The following is an 18,681-nucleotide window of genomic DNA, read 5'->3' as shown; positions in this document are numbered from 1 at the left end:
GGGATAAACGTTACGGTATTTCGTGAATTTGATATACGGTTTTATGAAATACCATAAATTGTTATGGAGAGTTATGATTGACTCAGTTTTCTCCTGATGCGACTCAGGCTTTCGGCCTTCATACCAAGAAAGGATGCAATGTATTGAACAGGAACATTATGCAGGATATCAGGGTAGTTGTTGATCAGTTTTACATAACGTTGTTCTGCGGTGAGGCTAGCCAGTTCTCTGGACCGGTTCTCATTATAGGTGATAGACTGTTGGAATACCCGGATACTGAAGTCCTTCATTATTTCGCTTTCGGCCGTCAATAGATCCAGGTCTTCTTTGGTAATTCTCAGTAGTTCGCAATCAGTTATGCACTCCACATTTTCGTCCGATCTTGTCTGATTGATAAAATTGAAATAAGAGGTGAAAAATCCTGGTGGACAATTAATATGTGTGGTCACCTCATCCCCGTTTTCATTGTAATGAAAGAGCCGGAGATGGCCGGATACGATGTAGTAAAGATACAGGGGAACCTTTCCTTCTTCTTCCAATATCCGGTTTTTAGGATATAGCACTGGTTCGAAATATTTTTCTATCAGTGCTATATCCTTTTTTTGAAAGGTTATATTAGAAGCGATGTATTCCAGCAATTTTTTATGCATCTCCAAAGTTACAATAATTCCCTGTGTTCCATGAGATAAGCGAATGCTTCTGTTACAGCCTGTTTTGGTGATTTGGGATTAAAGCCCAGTTCCTTTCTGGCTTTGGAGATGTCGAAGTTTTGTTGTAAACCAGAGAACATGGCGATATCTTTCCTGGTCAGTACGGGTGCTTTATTGCTCATGCGGGCGGAGAATTCCATGATCCCTGCGATGGCGAAGAGCATGAATTTAGGAACCGAGCCGGGGATTTTTAGTTTTAGTGCAGGATATAATTCCTGTGCCAGTCTGGTCGTATCGGTGATGGTCATGCATTGTTCATTTGCCAGTATGTAACGTTCACCTGGCCTGCCTTTTAGAGCAGCCAGGATGCAGCCTTCGGCAACGTCTTTCACATCAATCCAGTTCAGTGTGATGCGGGTATCCATGGGGATCTGTTTATTCAGAATGAGTTTCAATACACCATATGATACGTTCAGTGGCAGGAAGGCATCGCTGCCGATCATAGCAGATGGCATGACAGAAACCAGTTCTATGCCCAGTTCTTTTGCCAATTGAAAGGCCAGTATTTCACCGTCGTTTTTAGAGTTGTAATACATATCGCGGCGGTCGGGATTGTAGCCGTTGCTTTCTTTGGTGGGGAGGTTGTTATAATTGAGTGCGGCGATGGAGCTGACGTATACGATTCGTTTTACACCTGCGGCAGCAGCAGCTTCGATAGTATTGCGGGTGCCATTCATATTCACATCGTAGATCTCCTTTTTCGGATCTTTTGCCCATAGTTTAAAGGAGGCGCCAACAGCGTAGAAGGTTTCAACGCCTTGTAAGGCTTTAACAAAGGAGGCTTTGTCGGTAATGTCGGCCTGAACGACTTCACAGTCGAGGCCGTGGAAAGGGGGTTTGTTATTGATATTTCTGACGGTGGCCCTGACAGGGATACCTTTTTTAATAAGGAGTCTTACAAGGTTGTTGCCTAAGTGTCCGTTTGCGCCGGATACAAGTGCTAAGTTCTTTTGTGCCATTGTTGTTTTGATTTGATAGCACAAATGTCAGCACTGTGAGAGGGAATCTACTTGACTTTTGTTAGTTAATAAATTCTATTGTGGTTCATATTAAATACCTGCAACAATGCAATTTGATCATAAGACTTTTTTAGAGATAATTAAATATTTTGTTATGCGAAAATAATCATATATTCAGAATGTTGTTTGAAACCTGATAATAATGAAATTTAATAGTAACCCTATACCTGTACTACAGCAATTGTGGTTGGTGATCTTATGTCTGTTTTCCCCCGCCATATCCCTGGCAGGCGCTATATCAGATACAAACTACGTAGCAGGTATATTCAAAGAAATTCAGGATAGCGGGCGTTATGTCAGCGCACTTGGCACGCAGGAAATGGGTCGCTTGCCGGTGGGTCTTGTCCGTGAGATCAATGGCAGGATCTATGTCATTGCTATTGACAGTGCGCGGTTCACGCCTACAGGTGCTTACCTGAATGCATATTTCCGATTTCCTTTTCCCGGTACGGAGCATGAACTGATTTTCGGTGGGAGGGATATTGCTTTTACACCTGGCGGGATAGGTGTATCCGGTGCTACCAGGTTGGTATTACTGAAAGATCAGCAGGTTGCTGTCAATGAGCATGTAGATCTTGTTTTTCCTGGTGATGGGCGTAATTATATCGAATGGGATTGCAATGGCTTTAATGGGGCTAACTTAAGCGCTGTATTTGAATTTGATAAAGGTTGGCTGACGCCGGAGGACCCATTGGAAGAAAAATTGAAAGCAGTTTTACAGGTACATGTTACTGATTTGAATGACATTGTCGCTGGGATAGATTTGCCCCCTTTTCATATAACAGGTTTGAAGGATTTCTCTTTCAAAGTGCGGAATGCGGTGGTAGATCTCAGTGACCTAATGAACCCTGATGGTCTCAGAGAAACAGATGTATTATGGAGAGGATTTTATTTACAGGAACTGGAGGTCGGGTTGCCTTCCCAATTAGGCCGGCCATCAATAAAGGTGACCGATTTTATCATAGATGATCAGGGAGTGAGTGGTGCTTTAACTGCTACAGATATAGTAAAATCAGGAGATGCTAATTTGAGCGGATGGCCTATTTCTATAGATAAGCTGGGAATCAGTTTTAGTAAGAACAAACTGAATGGAGGTACGCTGGGCGGCCAGTTGCAAATAGGTTTCCTGGGTAAAACACCTATTGATTATGAGGCTTCGGTAAATATGCGGGGGAGTGATCCGTACTATATATTTGGTTTGTCAATAGCAGAAGATAGGAAATACGAATGCTTTGCAGGTGAAATTATATTAAATAAGAATTCCCGGATTGAGGTCAGGGATTTTGTACCTGTGGCCACCCTGCATGGAAAGGTCAATATTAATAAAGGGGTATTGAATATACAGGGTGTCGCATTTGAAGACCTGGTGCTTTCTACGCAACAACCTTATGTACACAGCGGTACATTTTCCTTGAATAGCAATAGTAGTAAGATGGCTGCCTTTCCAGTTTCATTTGATAGTATCAGACTGGGGATTAATGAAGGTAGGATCGCCATTGGTGCAGGGGTGAGATTGAACTTCATGAATGCTTCTGATAAAGGGTTTAGCGGATCTACGTCCTTCGTAGTGACAGATGGGAAAGTGAGTATCAGCGATATTCATCTCATGGTAGCGGTGATGGCTTTTAAAATGGATGGGATATTGACGCTTTTTGACAAGCATCCTTTATATGGCAATGGTTTCAGGGGGTATCTGAAATTCGGATTGCCGGGACCTATTCCTGAAGCAAAAGCTACTGCTTATTTTGGTTCAAAAGATGATTACCGGTATTATCATGTTGATGCGTATGTAGGTACGAATATTCCGATACCACCGATGCTTAATCTCACAGGCTTAATGGGTGGTTTATCTTATCATATGGAAAGACCGGGAAATTTTGATCCTTATGCCTCGCGGAATGTGGTAGACCAGAAAGGAGGATTGAAAGAGGGGGATGAGATCTTTCAATATATTCCCTCTAAGGAGGCCGGGCTGGGTTTTATGGGAGGGGTATCGCTGGCACTTGTAAAAGAAATGATCGTAAATGTCAATGCTTCGCTGGAAGTGCAGTTCGGTATAGATGGCGGTTTCCGTTATGCACAGTTTGATGGTGCAGGGTATGTGTTGCATTTACCAGTAAAGGCGCAGAATAGTAAAGATGCCAATGGCGATGAAAGTGCGCCTCTTCGTATCACCTTAAAAATGCGTTATGATAATGTGGACAGTACATTCGATGCCATTGCAAAGACATATATCAATTGCTTTATAAAAGGGAATGGCGAAAGCGCATTGCATATAGGGCCGGATGACTGGTACTTTTATATAGGCCGGCCTTCACAGATGTTTAACCTGGATATTGCCGGACTGGCAACTGTTAAAACTTATTTCATGACCGGGTCTCAGCTGGAAGAAATGCCACCTTTGCCCAAAGAAGTCAGTGATGTATTGGGAGCATATTCCAATACAATGGAATATCCGTTGAAATCCGGCGGCGGACTAGCTTTTGGTGCGCATTTTTCTACGAATTTTAGTTTTGATTATGGCGTGTATGGAGACTTTGTGATTGGTGCAGGTGCAGATATCTGTCTCCGCGATTATGGAGAGGCGCGTTGTAAAGGGAGTAATGAGGTGATTGGTATCAATGGATGGTATGCCTCCGGACAGGCATATGCTTACCTGAATGGGGAAGTGGGGATGCGGGTAAAAGTATTTGGTAAGAAAAGAGGTTTTCCTATCGCAAAACTGGCAGCAGCGGTATTGTTACAGGCAAAAATGCCGAATCCCAGTTGGATGAAAGGAATGGTGGGTGTGAAATATTCAGTATTGGGAGGGATGGTACATGGTACTGCAAGTATCAAAGTAGAACTGGGTTCGCAATGCGAAATAGAAGGAGGCAAGGAGCTTGATCTTCCTATTATCAATGATATCAAACCAGCTCACCAATCGGATGAAGTCAGTGTATTTGCTACACCACAGGTGGCTTTCAATATTCCCATTACTAAGCCATTTTCGATGTTGAATAATTATGATGAAGTAGCAACTTATCGGGTGCAGTTGGATGGGATTACATTATTGAATGATAAAACTGCTATTACGGGTACAACTGAAATTTCATCAGACGGTACGACAGCATTGTTACACCTAAAAGACATATTACCACCGACCAGTACCCTGAATGCAACAGCAAAGGTGCATATAGAAAGACAGAATGGTGCTGGCTGGATGGTGCTGGATGATAGCGAAACGAAATCTACCAGCTTTACAACAGGGGTCGCACCTGATTACATACCATGGGAGAATGTTGCCTATGAATACCCTATAAAAGACCAGTATCATTTTCTGCCAAAAGAATCACCTGCTGGTTATATCAAACTAAAACGCGGGCAGCCGTATTTGTTTTCAGATGAAATAGTAGTGAATATGGTGTCGGAAAGTGGGCAGTCAATAAAAACGGCTTTTGCTTATGATTCTGGTATGGCCCAATTGGACTTTGCGATACCATTGGGTATGATCAAAGAAACTTCGTATTCTTTGAGTGTAGTACGGGAGAGCAGGGCTGACACTAATAATGTAATTGCCGGCAATCATTCAATTACTTCTTCAGATGGAGACACGACGACTATTACACAAAATAGTTTAAAAGGTAATGCTACCGCAGCTATCAGTAAAGAGCTGATTGGTTTTGGGTTCCGTACCAGTATGTACAACACATTCATTGAAAAAATGAGTGGGGTTACAAATTCACGGGATTTCTTTGATGTAGGGACTGGTTATATCAGTGTAATTGGCCAGCGATGGGATATGGAGGAGACTTTCGATCAGTATGAATTAAATGGGCTTGTGTTTCTGGAAGCGAATGCAAACAATAGCTGGTTGCAAAATCAGATTATACCATTGATTTATAACAATGCGACAGATCAGGGTATAACTCGGGGAACGTCTCAGGGTATAGCTCAGGGAACATCTCAGGGTATAACTCGGGGAACGTCTCAGGGTATAACTCGGGGAACGTCTCAGGGTATAACTCAGGGAACATCTCAGGGTATAACTCGGGGAACGTCTCAGGGTATAACTCAGGGAACATCTCAGGGTATAACTTTAGAAACATCTCAGGTTACCGCTCAAAGAACGTCTAAGGATATATCTCGTTCTACACCGCCATTGGATGCCGTCTATCTTGCAAATGATACTTACACTGCCGGACGTGCCAGAATGATCTATTATGTATCCTGCGAAGCAAATCTTGACTACCATGAATTACTAAACAAAACCGCAAAAATAAATCCATCATCTCCATTGCTTACCAGCCTGTATCCTGATTTACAGCAGAATATTTATTATCCTGTAGATATCAGCTACCGGCTACCAGGCACAAACCATATCACATCATTTATCACCAAATCTATTTATTACAAACTATAATATTCCATGTACCGTATCTTATTTTTTTTGCTGTTCTATAGCCAGTGGGCAATAGGGCAGGACCACCATATCGCCGCCATGGCAGATGTAAAACCCGGTCTGATCAGGTTGCGTTGGGCACCATCCAGTATTATTGGTTGGGAAATGGGGATCAAATATGGTTATAATATAGACCGCTTTATCATTGGTGAAAACAATGCTGATCATAACAAGCCCACCCTAGTGACTCCACAACCTATCAAACCCTATCCACTTTCCCAAATGGATACCATTGATGAGCGTGTCGCCATTGTAGCTGAAGTCATTTACGGAGACCACCCAACACCTGAACAAGACGGCTTTGGCGCATTTTATGAAGCCCAAAATAGAAATGAATGGCGGATGTCCATGGCTTTGTTATCCTGTGACTTATCTCCACTGGCAGCCAAAAGTGCCGGATTGTATTTTGAAGATTCTGACATCAAAGCAGGCAACCGCTATATATACCGAATATCATTAGCACAGCAACCCAAAAACATGCTCATTGACACTGCTGTGGTAGTGGCTGTGCCTACCTTACTGGCCAGACCCCGTGAACTTACTATCATTTGTACTGATTCAATTGCCGCCTTAGCATGGCGGAAAGACGCGTATTCTGCCTACATCGTAGAGCGTGCCACTGATGGGAAAAACTTCCAAAAGATTTCGGACCTCCCCGTGGTCTCACCTCATTTTAAAGATACCCTGCCAGAAAATGATCATAAATATTCCTACAAGGTAAAAGGCATCACGGCATTCGGCGAGTACGGCCCTTACTCAGAAACAGTATATGGCATGGGCATGCCAACAGTTGATGACAGACCTCAACTCGATACGATCATCATTCAGAATAATCAACGAATACAAATACGCTGGCTCCTGCCTGGTAATCTTCCAGATCAGTTATCAAAGATCATAATTATAAGAGCTAACAATAGTAAAGGACCGTTTATTGCTATTGCTACCCTGAAAGGTATAGCCTATTCTTATACGGATTTAAAACCTGGTGCTACAAACTATTATCGAATTAAAGGAATTACCAAACAAGGCAAGGCTATTTATTCTTTCCCTTACTTCGCACAATTAATCGACACTATTCCACCAGCCACACCTACAGGTGTAAAAGGAGTAGTAGATTCTGCAGGCATTGTGTTCCTCCAATGGAATGGGAATACAGAAGCTGATTTACTGGGTTACAGGGTATTTCGTGCCAATAGCCTAAAAGAAGAATTTGTGGAAGTTGCGGGTAAAGTGATTAATACACCCTCATTCACCGATACCATTACCCTACATACCCTCAGCAGCAGCATCTACTATACAGTCATTGCCGTAGATAAAAATTATAATACTTCTCCTTATTCCTTATCAATACAATTAAAACGACCAGATACAATCGCTCCATCACCTGCTTTATTTACAAAAGTCTTCAGTACCGATACTGCTATTATATTAGAATGGAATAACAGCTCCAGCGAAGACGCAGTGCGATATACCCTTTACCGGATCAATACAAAAGATAGCCTTCGCCAGCAACTCGCTATCTGGGATACCTCCCATCTAAAAATATCTTTAAAAGATGCTGCCTTACAACAAGGCAATACCTACTTCTACCAAATAGCAGTGTATGATGATTCAGGAAATAACGCTATTGAAACCAGCGGCGACGTCTGGTTTGAAACAGGTATCCGTCCAGCTGTCAAAACATGGAGCGCCAGTAAACAAAACAAGGCAATTAAACTACACTGGCAATATAATGCCGAAAATGTAAAGCAATACCGCATTTACCGCGCTAAGAATAATGATTTGTTTACCCTGTATACTACACAAGATGGTACTAAAACTGAATTTATAGACAATATGCTCTTCCTTGGAAATGTATACAAATATAAAATTACCGCTGTGCTTCGTGGGGATATAAAATCTGCGATGAGCAAAGTGGTCGAAGTGATTTATTAAATCGCCATGGGGAAAATGATCGAAGGGATTAATTATCCGAGATCAGCAAAGTGATCCAAGTGATTTATTAATCCGCCATGGGAAAAATGATCGAAGTGATTAATTTATCGCGATGAACAAAATAATCCAAGTGATTTATTAATCCGCTATTCCCAAGTATTCGAAGTAATCCATTAATCCATCATGCGCAAAATAATCCATTATCCTATGAAGTACCTAATCTACATCCTGTTTATTCAACAAGCATCCGCCCAGGCCATCGACCAGCTAGGCGTAAAAAAAGGCATTACCATGAATGGCAGTATCAATACCAGTACAACCAAATATAAAGCCTTTGGCATGAATCAACGCCGTGACCCACTCGCCTGGTACATGAATGGTAATATCAATATACACCTCTTCGGCTATGCCATGCCTTTTTCATTCAGCTATAGCAACCAGGGCACTCAATATTCCCAACCTTTTAATCAATATCGTTTTGCCCCCTCCTACAAATGGGCAAAATTGTACCTCGGCACTACCAGTATGCAATTCTCCAATTACACATTGGCCGGCCACGTATTCAATGGGGCAGGAGTGGAGCTCACTCCCGGCAAATGGCGCATAGCAGCCATGTATGGTACACTGGAAAAATCCCTGAACAGAAAAGGATATGGAACGAAACTAGGCTATGAAAACAATGGAAATAGTTATAGTATAGCGTTATTTACAGCAAAGGATGGTATCCCCCAACATGCTACAGCCCATGATGATTCAGCTCATGATGCTACTGCTGCAAATGCCACTACAAAAAATCAAACCGCCGCATTCGCCATAAAACAACATATTACCAAACGCATTTTTGCTGATGCAGAATATTCCATCTCCCTCCTTAATAACCTGTATTATGATGCCATTCAGGCAGGCTTAGGATATACTGCCAATACCTATTCTATTCAACTTCGCTATGAACGGGTGGCACCTGATTACACCACCTTAGGCGCTTATACAGTAGTAAACGATATGCGTAATATTACTATCGCCCCCACCTTACAGTTTTGGAAAGGGAAAATAACCCTGTCCGGCAACGCCGGTCTGCAAGTCAATAACCTCAACCATCAAAAAATGAGTGATACCCGCCGCTGGGTAGCCAATATCAACACCGCCATCACCCCCAATGATCATTGGACCATGTCAGCAAACTACTCCAACTTCAATACGTTTACCCGCGTGCGCCCGCTAGCCGATCCTTACTTTACCAATCCACTAGATACACTTGACTATTACCAGTTAAATACTACCTACAACGGTATGCTCATGTACAGGATAAACAACAGCGCCATTACCCTCAATACTTCATTCCAGCATGCCAGCGACAAAAGCGATGCCAATGATAACCTGAGCAGTTTTTTCACAAGTAATCTGAGTTATACCTACCTCCTCAAAAAACAGGACATGTCTCTTACTACTGCCTTCAACTATTACTACAATACCTCCGCAGGATTCAATACCGAATTCTTCGGCCCCAATCTAAATATCAGTAAGCAATTCTTTAATAAAACATGTAAAGTCGCATTAGTAACAACCTATAATAGAACAAAAGTGGCAAGTACACAAACCGATCTGTTTAATACCGGATTGACACTAGGTTACACGCCAAAAGGGAAGAAACATAATATAAGTAGTTCGTTACTCTATTTGCAAAAAGACGCTGTAAGAGAATATACCGGCACTATGAATTACTCTTATTCATTTTAGCTGTGCCGCCGCTTCTTTATTATCAGGATGGAATAAATCAAATAGTTATAAAAACTAAGCTACGAATCATTTCGTATTTTAGTTAAGTATTTTCTCACAGGCATATCATACAATACCATCGCTAACCACGCAAACCCTACCAACACCACCAATCCAATCACAATGATCCACGTCAGCTGCGTTGTACCCGGCTTATACTGGTTCAAATAATTCGCAAATGCAAACATTACCATATAATGCGTCATATACAAAGGATAGGAGATCTTCCCTGAAAAATTACAAATCGCCTTCGTTGCGACATGCATACCCGCACTTGCCCCCAATGCTATTAAAAGCGGGAAATACACTATCACTACCAACGCCTCTGCCAGCCAGTTAAAACTTGTATACGGCATCATCAATGCCGCCAGTAACATCACTGACAACCCTAAAAATCCTAATTTATTCCGAAATATCAGTTGATACCTGAATACCAGCATCCCCGCCAGAAAACTATATGCAATCCTCGCACCTCCCTGCCAGAAAGTACCGCCACTCCATCCCTCCATCAGGTTACCGGCACTATGACTCACATACAATATTCCCACGGCAGCTATGACCAGCAAGCCTGACAACACCCGCCTGTTCAATTTCCACAACACCACCCCATACACTATATTCGCTACATACTCCCAAAACAATGACCATGATGGGGCATTCAGATTGAACAGGTTAAACCACCGCTCTGCCACCACCGGATAAGGAATCATTAGTATAGAAGTGACAAAAAGCAGCGCCACCTTCCCAAATCCATACCCAGCGGGCGGAGCTACAAACGGATCCCAGAGAAAACCAAACAGTCCCAATATGGAACCCAATACCACCAAAGGGTGTAAACGTATGATCCTCGCCGTAAAAAACTCCTTCAACCCAATCCGACCTATACGACTATCATACGCATATGCAATCACAAACCCACTCAGGCAAAAGAAAAAATCTACTGCCAGGAACCCATGCCCGATAAAGTTTTTGCTATAATCCGAAAAGACGATCTCCATAAAATGAAACGTCACCACGGCAATAGCCGCAACACCCCTCAGGCCATCCAGGATTTCGTAATGCTGCTTTGATTGTAAGTCCCCTTTCATATTTACCCAAAATAGTCATCCGTATTTAGAATTACAAATAGTAAATTTTCAAACTGTTTTTACTACCTTTCCCCCTACTTTTATCTAATACCGTTATGAATGCAAATCCACTCCCATCCAAACCTCATTACCAGATTCTGGATGGATTAAGAGGTGTCGCTGCTTTGATTGTAGTCGCCTTTCACATTTTTGAAGCCCATGCTACTAGTCATCTTACACAGATCATTAATCATGGATACCTGGCCGTTGACTTCTTCTTCCTGCTTTCGGGCTACGTGATCGCCTATGCTTACGATGACCGCTGGCACAAAATGTCTGTCGGCAACTTCTTCCGCCGTCGTCTCGAACGATTGCAGCCTATGGTGATCATGGGGATGATCATCGGTGCTATCTGCTTTTATTTTAGTGATTCCCCTGTATTATTTCCCCAGATCCATACGGTACCTGTATGGCAGGTATTGTTGACCATGCTCGTAGGTTTCACCCTGCTGCCTATACCCGTGTCTATGGACATCCGTGGCTGGCAGGAATTACATCCGCTGAATGGTCCGGGCTGGTCTTTATTCTACGAGTACATCGCAAATATTTTATACGGATTAGGTATCCGACGTTTTTCAAAAGGACTATTAGCTGCATTGGTTGTTCTTTCTGGTGCTGTATTAATGTACTATACCGTTACCAGTCAGGGAGGCGATATTGTCGGTGGCTGGTCCCTCACGCCTGAGCAGATCAAGATAGGATTTATCAGGATGATGTTCCCCTTCTTTGGCGGTTTATTACTGGCCAGGGTAACGAAACCGAAACGTATTAAAAATGCATTCCTGTGGTCAAGTCTCCTGCTGGCAGTAGTGCTGTTCATGCCAAGAATAGGTGGCGCCGAACGCCTGTGGGCCAATGGTCTGTACGAAGCATTGGCCATTATATTTGTATTTCCGCTGATTGTTTACCTCGGCGCAGGTGGGCAGACCCACAGCACCAAAGAATATAAAGTATGCAAATTCCTGGGTGACATCTCATACCCAATTTACATCACCCATTACCCATTTATTTACATTTACACCGCATGGGCCTACGACAACAGGCAGGCAGCTCCGTCACTAGCCATCGGCTATGGACTGCTCACTTTTGCTGTAGCCGTTCTTGTGGGTTATGCCAGCCTCAAACTGTATGATGAACCCGTACGGGCATGGCTGAAAAAGAAATCCATTACATAATGAAAAAAACAACACGGGCCGAGAAGGCCCAGGAGACCCTGCAGATCATTGACCAGGGCTATTATCGTGTGAAAGAAGAGGTTGTCAACATCAAAGCATCCATTGCTACTATGCTCGAAGAATGCAAATTGTACACCCCTGACGACTTCAACACCCTCATGCCGGAGGTAGCCCAAAAAGCCGCCGCAGCAAACGAAGTAACTACGTTCGAAGTGATTAACACCACAGTACTCGATGCTGCAGCGGCTATGATCCGCCAGAACAAGAAGATCGGTTGCCTCAATTTCGCCTCCGCCAAGAACCCCGGAGGCGGCTTTCTGGGGGGCGCCGTTGCCCAGGAAGAAAGTCTAGCTATGTCATCAGCATTGTACGCAACGCTCTCAAAACATTTTGAGATGTACGAGTATAACAGGGCCAGGCCTACGCTGCTGTACTCGGATCATATGATCTGGAGCCCGGATGTAGCCGTTTTCCGCAACGATAATGGCGAACTGCTGCCGGATCCCTATCCTGTCTCGTTCATCACCAGTCCTGCTGTAAACGTTGGTGCGATCCTCAATAATCGCCCCCACGAAAAAGCACAGACTGAGGATGTCATGCTCCGCAGAATGGACAGGTTACTGGGCGTATTTGCACATCATAATATCGAACATTTATTATTAGGCGCCTGGGGATGTGGCGTGTTTAGAAATGATCCCAAAGATATCGCGCGTTATTTCGGTAGCTATTTATTAAACGAAGGAAAGTACAGTAAATGCTTTAAATCAGTCGTTTTTGCAGTTCTGGATAAGAGCGCTGCGACGCCGAATATGAAAGCATTCCAGGAAATTTTTACCTGAAAACAGGGAGTGTTAAAATTATTTGAAAAACAGGTTGGAGAATCTCTATCTTTGCGCCCGCAAGCGGAATCCTAATTAACGCTCCTATACCTTTTTATGCTAAGTGCCAGATTCAAGAAGTCCTCCAGGAAAGCATTGAAAGTAATTTCTTTGTCTTTCGGAGGAGTATTACTATTGCTATTTATCCTGCCTTTGCTTTTCCCAAAGGCTGTTTCAAACAAAATTAAGACCTGGGCCAATAATAGCATAACCAGTGAGCTGAATTTCTCGAAGGCCAGATTATCCTTCTTTAACCACTTTCCATCTTTAACACTCACCCTCTATGATTTCAGTCTGAAAGGGTCTGCACCTTTTGAATCGGATACGCTTATCGTGGCTTCCGAAGTTTCATTAGGTGTAGACTTATCTACCGTATTTTCTAAAACCGTAAAGATCAATGAGATCTACCTCACAAAAGGAAACGTACACGTGCAGGTAGATACTGATGGACGGCCTAATTACAATATTTATCAATCCACTGCGCCTGCCAGGGCGACGAAGGAAGATACCAGCGGTGCGTCGCTACACATAGATAGGATACAGCTGGAACATTGTCGTATTGTTTACAATGATCGTTCTCTCGCATTGAATATCAAAGCGAACGATGTAAATTATGTAGGCAAGGGCAACCTGAAATCCAATAAGTTCGATCTCTTTTCGCACATCGGTATCAATTCATTCGACCTGTCTTATGGAGGTGTGCCTTATATACAATCCAAAAAACTAAAAGGCGATCTGATCACAAAGATCAATACGAAGTCACTCGACCTGGTATTTGAAAAGAACGACCTGAAGATTAACCAGTTACCCGTTCAGTTCAAAGGCGAATTCAGTTTTCTCCGGAATGGTTATGAAATGGACTTCCGGCTTGGCTCCGGTGCCTCTACGCTGGCAGCGCTGTTCAGTGCCCTGCCTGCCAAGTACCTCTCCTGGATGGAGCATACAGATATTGAAGGGGATGCAGAACTTTCTGCCTCTCTGAAAGGGAAGTACCTCGCCAATGCGAACAGGATGCCTGATTTTACTTTTAAAATAAAAGTAAGAGAGGGAGAAATTTCCAGTTCAGGCGCTTCCAGCAAGATTGAGAAATTAAGACTGGATTTCATCACCAGCCTGCCACAAATGAATCCGGACCGTCTGAATATCAGCTTAGATTCCTTATCATTCCAGCTGGATAAAGGTCACCTGAATGCGGATATCGAAGTCACCGGCCTGAACAAACCGCTTGTAAAAGCAAAGATGGATGCCGACATCGATATGGAGCAATGGACCAAAGCTATTGGGTATGATAAATTTAAACTGCAGGGACACCTGATGGCAAAGCTTACAGCTGATGGCCGATATGTGCCGAATATAAGTGTTCCTGCCTTTGATTTCCATGCAACCTTCAGCGATGGTTCGCTGCACTTTGAAGATGTGAAGGAACCCATCAAAAATATTGGTTTTGCTATTGAAGCCTATAGTAAGGATAACAATTATTCTAATGTCCATTTAAATGTAAACAAGATCAACGCAGAAGCATTGAGCAACTACATTAAAGGATATGTGCAAATAAACAATGCCCTTGCACCACAGATCGATGCAAACCTGACCGGCTTACTACACATGGAGGAAATAAAGAAATTCTATCCCATCGATGGTATTGACCTGCAGGGTGATGTGAATGTAAACATCCTCAGTAAAGGGGCATGGGTACCAGCACAGCATTTGTTCCCCGTTACCACTGCTTCCCTTAAAATGAGCAATGGTGCGGTAAAGACAAAGTATTACCCGCATCCGGTCGAAAAGATCAATGTAGATGCAATGCTGGTGGATACAACGGGCAACTTCCAGGCATTGAAGTTTGATATCAAACCGGTGGCTTTTGAATTTGAAGGCCAAACCTTTCATTTAAAAGCATCTGTAGACAACTTCAATGATCCGCATTATGATATCGTAGCGAATGGTGCGATTGACCTGGGTAAGATTTACAAGGTACTGGGCAAGGAAGGATATGATGTAGATGGTATGATCAAAGCAGACCTGTCTCTGCATGGTACACAAAGCGATGCAATGTCCGGCCGGTATGCAAAACTAAATAATAAAGGATCGCTGACCATAAAAGGTGTGACTGTCAAAGCAAATATCTTCCCATTACCTTTCTATATCAACGACGGTGTGTTCCGCTTTGCAGATGATAAAATGTGGTTCGATAAATTCGATGTGCACTATGGGAAATCAGACCTGCACCTGGATGGTTACCTCAATAACCTGATCGGATATATGACACAGAAGGATCAGCATTTACAAGGTGCCCTGGACCTGAAGAGCCATTATATACAGGTGGATGAACTGGCTGCTTATACCAGCAACAGTGACCCTGCGGATGCCGCTGCCGGTGTACCGGGTGTAGTGATCATTCCTGCAAATGTATCGCTCACCATAAATGCAGCTGCTGATAGAGTGAATTATAACAGTATCGACCTGCATCGGTTCCATGGACAGCTGGCTATAGACAATGGTACACTGAATATGAGTAATACAGGTTTCAATATCATTGATGCACCTGTGGTGATGGATGCACAGTATACAAGCCTGAGTGCACAAAAAGCACAATTCGATTTTCATATCAGTGCAAAGGAGTTTGATATCAAACGTGCCTATAAAGAGATCAGGTTATTCCATGACATGGCTACCTCTGCATCTGCAGCAAGCGGTATCGTGGGATTGGAATATCATATCAATGGCCGTCTGGATGAGGATATGAAGGTGTCATATCCATCCCTGAAAGGAGAGGGGGTATTGACATTGAAGCGGATCAAACTGAAAGGGTTTAAGTTATTAAATACGGTAAGTAGCAAAACGGGTAAGGAGGATATTAAAGATCCGAGCCTCTCAGAAGTAAATATCCGTAGTTCTATAGCAAATAATATCATTACCATCGAAAGGACCAAACTCCGTATAGCAGGTATGCGTCCCCGCTTTGAAGGCCAGGTGAGCTTTGATGGCCGGCTTAACCTGAAAGGCCGGGTAGGATTACCACCATTAGGTATCTGGGGAATTCCGTTTAGCGTGACGGGTACCCAACATAATCCTAATGTAAAACTGGGGAGGAACAAGGATATGGACTTGCAGGAGGGAAAGGAAGAATAATTATTTTCGACACTTTTTGTTAAAGTGTCGAAAATAGTTTTACCTTTGTATGGTATGGCAGAGGATATAATACAACAGCAGATTCTGCAGGCCGCTCAGCAGCTATTTCAAAAACATGGTTATCAGAAGGTAACCATGGATGATGTTGCGAAGGCGATCGGCAAGGGGAGAAGCTCCTTGTATTACTATTATAAGAACAAAGACGAAGTCTTTGATGCGGTAGTGGGTGCTGAGATCGATGACATCGTAGCCGAAATCACCCGCATGGTGGATAAAGCGGATACAGTAGCCGACAAACTACGAGCCTTTGCTATTACCAAAACAAAGATCGGCCGCAAAAGAAGAATATTCTTCGATATGCTGGAAACCGGGATGAATGCCGATGAACTCTCACAATATACACAACGGAAAAAGGTCATTCAGAAGAAGATCAGAATCGACGAACTGACGCTACTGAACCGGGTGTTGGATGGGTATAATGCAGCAGATAAAGCGGTCGTTATATTTGTATTTACAAGTAGTCTGCGCGGGTTAAAACGCGAGATGGATTTAGAAAATAGTTATGCGCGTATGGAACCAGCGATCGATGTACTGGTACGTATGACAATGCTGGCCATTCAGGGCTAGCTTTTTTTTTGTCTTTATTTCGACACTTTATCAAATAATGTCGAAAGGTCAATAGGAGATATATATGATACAAACAGGAAAAAGCAACGCCTTCAGGGCATTTCGCAACAGGAACTATGCCCTGTTCTTTTGTGGACAGTCCATCTCGCAGATCGGCACATGGATGCAAAGAACGGCGGTGAGCTGGGTGGTATATTCCATTAGTCATTCTGCTTACATGCTGGGACTGGCCGTGTTTATGCAGCAGTTTCCTTCGTTTTTATTTTCATTATTAGGGGGTATTGCTTCTGACAGGTATAGTCGTAGAAAGATCCTGCTAATTACGCAAACGGCTTCACTGGCTCAATCTTTAATGATGGTGATCCTTACGCTGACCAACCATTTTCAGATCTGGCAGATCTTATCCCTGAGTGTGGTGTTGGGTATTATCAATGCATTTGACACGCCAGCCCGGCAACCCATGGTACATGAATTGGTCAATGACAAGGAAGATATCACGAACGCACTGGCCCTGAATTCTGCCATGGTAAATATAGCACGGTTAATAGGTCCGGCACTGTCGGGTATTGTATTACAGGCATATGGCGCACATACCTGCTTTGCATTGAATGCAGTGAGTTTTCTGGCGGTAATCGGGTCTTTACTATTAATTAAACTACCGCCATTTGTAACGCCTTTACATAAAAAGAAGGCATTGACCGAATTATCAGAAGGCTTAGTGTACCTGCGGGAAACGCCACGTATAGGGATCATCATTATCTTAATTATGTGCATGGGATTTTTAGTATTGCCGTATGATACATTGATGCCTGTCTTTGCAAAAACTATCTTCCAGGGCAATGCCCGCACCTTTGGATATATCGCCAGTGCAATAGGATTAGGTTCCATTACAGGGAGTTTATTCTTAGCATCTTTGAAAAAGAGTGGCCATCTGATGCGCATTCTCCTTGTGAGTATTGTAATACTGGGGATTGGATTAATTGGATTTTCCCGCTGTACCTCTTTTTACGCCGCCATTCCTTTTGCTGTAATTATTGGTGTGGCATCGCTGGTACCCATGACGGCCAGTATCACCATTATACAGGTAGAAGCAGCGGCACATATGCGTGGAAGAGTGATGAGTTATATCGCTATGGCATACTTTGGCATGCTGCCATTGGGTAGCCTATTAGCAGGTATAGCATCGCAAAAGATATCAGCACCGACGACCATGTTGATACAGGGTGGTATTGCCCTGGTCACAGCATTTATATTTTCAAACTATCTCAAAACAAAACAATGAGTAACACCGCATTATTAGTAATGGACATGCAGACAGCGATGTTGGGCATGATCCCCAATGGCGCTGCTGTAACAAGCAGGGTGGCCAGCGCCATAGCCAGTGCTCGGAACAAAGGTATCCCGGTGATTTATGTAGTCGTAGGTTTCAGACCCGGCGCTCCCGAGATCAGTGAAAACAACATGGGTTTTATGGCCGCAAAGCAAATGGTGGGCCATGTAAAGCCGGAAGATTTTATGCAGATACATCCGGATCTGGCACCACAGGAGAATGAAGTGGTGACAGTAAAACGTCGTGTAAGTGCCTTCGCCGGCAGTGACCTGGAAGTGGTTCTGAGGGCATTCCGGATCGACCATATAGTATTGACAGGCATTGCTACCAGTGGTGTCGTGCTGTCTACTTTGAGAGAAGCGGCAGATAAGGATTTCCGTATTACTGTATTGTCTGACGGATGCGCTGACAGGGACGAGGATGTGCATGAGTTCCTGCTGACGAAGATCTTCCCGAAACAGGGAGAAGTGATCACAGTGGCGGAGTGGAAGTAACGATTTTGGAGAGGCTACTTTTGAAGTGGCCTCTTTT

The 18,681-nt window shown here is 43.3% G+C and carries 12 protein-coding genes; 9 read left to right on the top strand and 3 right to left on the bottom strand.

Annotation, left to right across the window (positions count from 1 at the left end; all coding sequences use genetic code 11):
- Nucleotides 1–71: 71 nt before the first annotated feature.
- Together SIO70_RS25105 and SIO70_RS25100 are read right to left on the bottom strand one after the other, a co-directional pair.
- Nucleotides 72–650 (bottom strand): Crp/Fnr family transcriptional regulator, encoded by a 579-nt coding sequence (locus tag SIO70_RS25105; protein ID WP_320575415.1) that lies wholly within the window; start codon nucleotides 648–650, stop codon nucleotides 72–74.
- A gap of 8 nt (nucleotides 651–658) precedes the next feature.
- On the bottom strand, nucleotides 659–1,669 hold the full coding sequence (locus SIO70_RS25100) for an NAD-dependent epimerase/dehydratase family protein (RefSeq protein ID WP_320575414.1): 1,011 nt from the start codon (nucleotides 1,667–1,669) through the stop codon (nucleotides 659–661).
- Between the two features lie 202 nt (nucleotides 1,670–1,871).
- Between SIO70_RS25100 and SIO70_RS25095 the strand changes: the two genes are divergently transcribed.
- The 3 genes from SIO70_RS25095 (at nucleotide 1,872) to SIO70_RS25085 (ending at nucleotide 9,842) form a co-directional block, all read left to right on the top strand.
- Nucleotides 1,872–6,131, top strand: a complete 4,260-nt coding sequence (locus SIO70_RS25095) for a hypothetical protein (protein WP_320575412.1) — start codon at nucleotides 1,872–1,874, stop codon at nucleotides 6,129–6,131.
- A gap of 6 nt (nucleotides 6,132–6,137) precedes the next feature.
- Nucleotides 6,138–8,105 (top strand): hypothetical protein, encoded by a 1,968-nt coding sequence (locus tag SIO70_RS25090; protein WP_320575409.1) that lies wholly within the window; start codon nucleotides 6,138–6,140, stop codon nucleotides 8,103–8,105.
- Between the two features lie 207 nt (nucleotides 8,106–8,312).
- Entirely contained in the window at nucleotides 8,313–9,842 is a 1,530-nt protein-coding gene (locus tag SIO70_RS25085) for a hypothetical protein (protein WP_320575407.1), read from the top strand.
- 59 nt (nucleotides 9,843–9,901) lie between these two features.
- On the opposite strand, the gene SIO70_RS25080 is transcribed toward SIO70_RS25085, so the two are convergent.
- A complete protein-coding gene (locus tag SIO70_RS25080) occupies nucleotides 9,902–10,969 on the bottom strand; it encodes an acyltransferase (RefSeq protein WP_320575405.1) in 1,068 nt (355 codons plus the stop codon).
- Between the two features lie 95 nt (nucleotides 10,970–11,064).
- On the opposite strand from SIO70_RS25080, the gene SIO70_RS25075 reads away from it, so the two are divergent.
- The 6 genes from SIO70_RS25075 to SIO70_RS25050 all read left to right on the top strand — a co-directional run bounded on the left by SIO70_RS25075 (nucleotide 11,065) and on the right by SIO70_RS25050 (nucleotide 18,644).
- Nucleotides 11,065–12,183 (top strand): acyltransferase, encoded by a 1,119-nt coding sequence (locus SIO70_RS25075; protein WP_320575404.1) that lies wholly within the window; start codon nucleotides 11,065–11,067, stop codon nucleotides 12,181–12,183.
- Nucleotides 12,183–13,022, top strand: a complete 840-nt coding sequence (locus SIO70_RS25070) for a TIGR02452 family protein (protein WP_320575402.1) — start codon at nucleotides 12,183–12,185, stop codon at nucleotides 13,020–13,022. The genes SIO70_RS25075 and SIO70_RS25070 overlap by 1 nt, the downstream gene beginning before the upstream one ends.
- 96 nt (nucleotides 13,023–13,118) lie before the next feature.
- Entirely contained in the window at nucleotides 13,119–16,193 is a 3,075-nt protein-coding gene (locus tag SIO70_RS25065; protein WP_320575400.1) for an AsmA-like C-terminal region-containing protein, read from the top strand.
- Between the two features lie 54 nt (nucleotides 16,194–16,247).
- The gene (locus SIO70_RS25060) at nucleotides 16,248–16,820 is read left to right on the top strand and encodes a helix-turn-helix domain-containing protein (RefSeq protein ID WP_320575398.1); all 573 of its coding nucleotides are present in this window, start codon (nucleotides 16,248–16,250) and stop codon (nucleotides 16,818–16,820) included.
- Nucleotides 16,821–16,884: 64 nt separating this feature from the next.
- Nucleotides 16,885–18,102: an MFS transporter gene (locus SIO70_RS25055; RefSeq protein ID WP_320575396.1), complete on the top strand. Its 1,218-nt coding sequence runs from the start codon at nucleotides 16,885–16,887 to the stop codon at nucleotides 18,100–18,102.
- Complete coding sequence (locus SIO70_RS25050) at nucleotides 18,099–18,644, top strand: isochorismatase family cysteine hydrolase (RefSeq protein ID WP_320575395.1); 546 nt, start codon at nucleotides 18,099–18,101, stop codon at nucleotides 18,642–18,644. Before SIO70_RS25055 ends, SIO70_RS25050 begins: the two co-directional genes overlap by 4 nt.
- The last annotated feature ends 37 nt before the right edge of the window (nucleotides 18,645–18,681 follow it).

Source organism: Chitinophaga sancti (assembly GCF_034087045.1).
Classification (GTDB): Bacteria; Bacteroidota; Bacteroidia; order Chitinophagales; family Chitinophagaceae; genus Chitinophaga; species Chitinophaga sancti_B.
The sequence above is the reverse complement of the archived record's forward strand: the minus strand, read 5'-3'. Positions and strand labels throughout refer to the sequence as shown.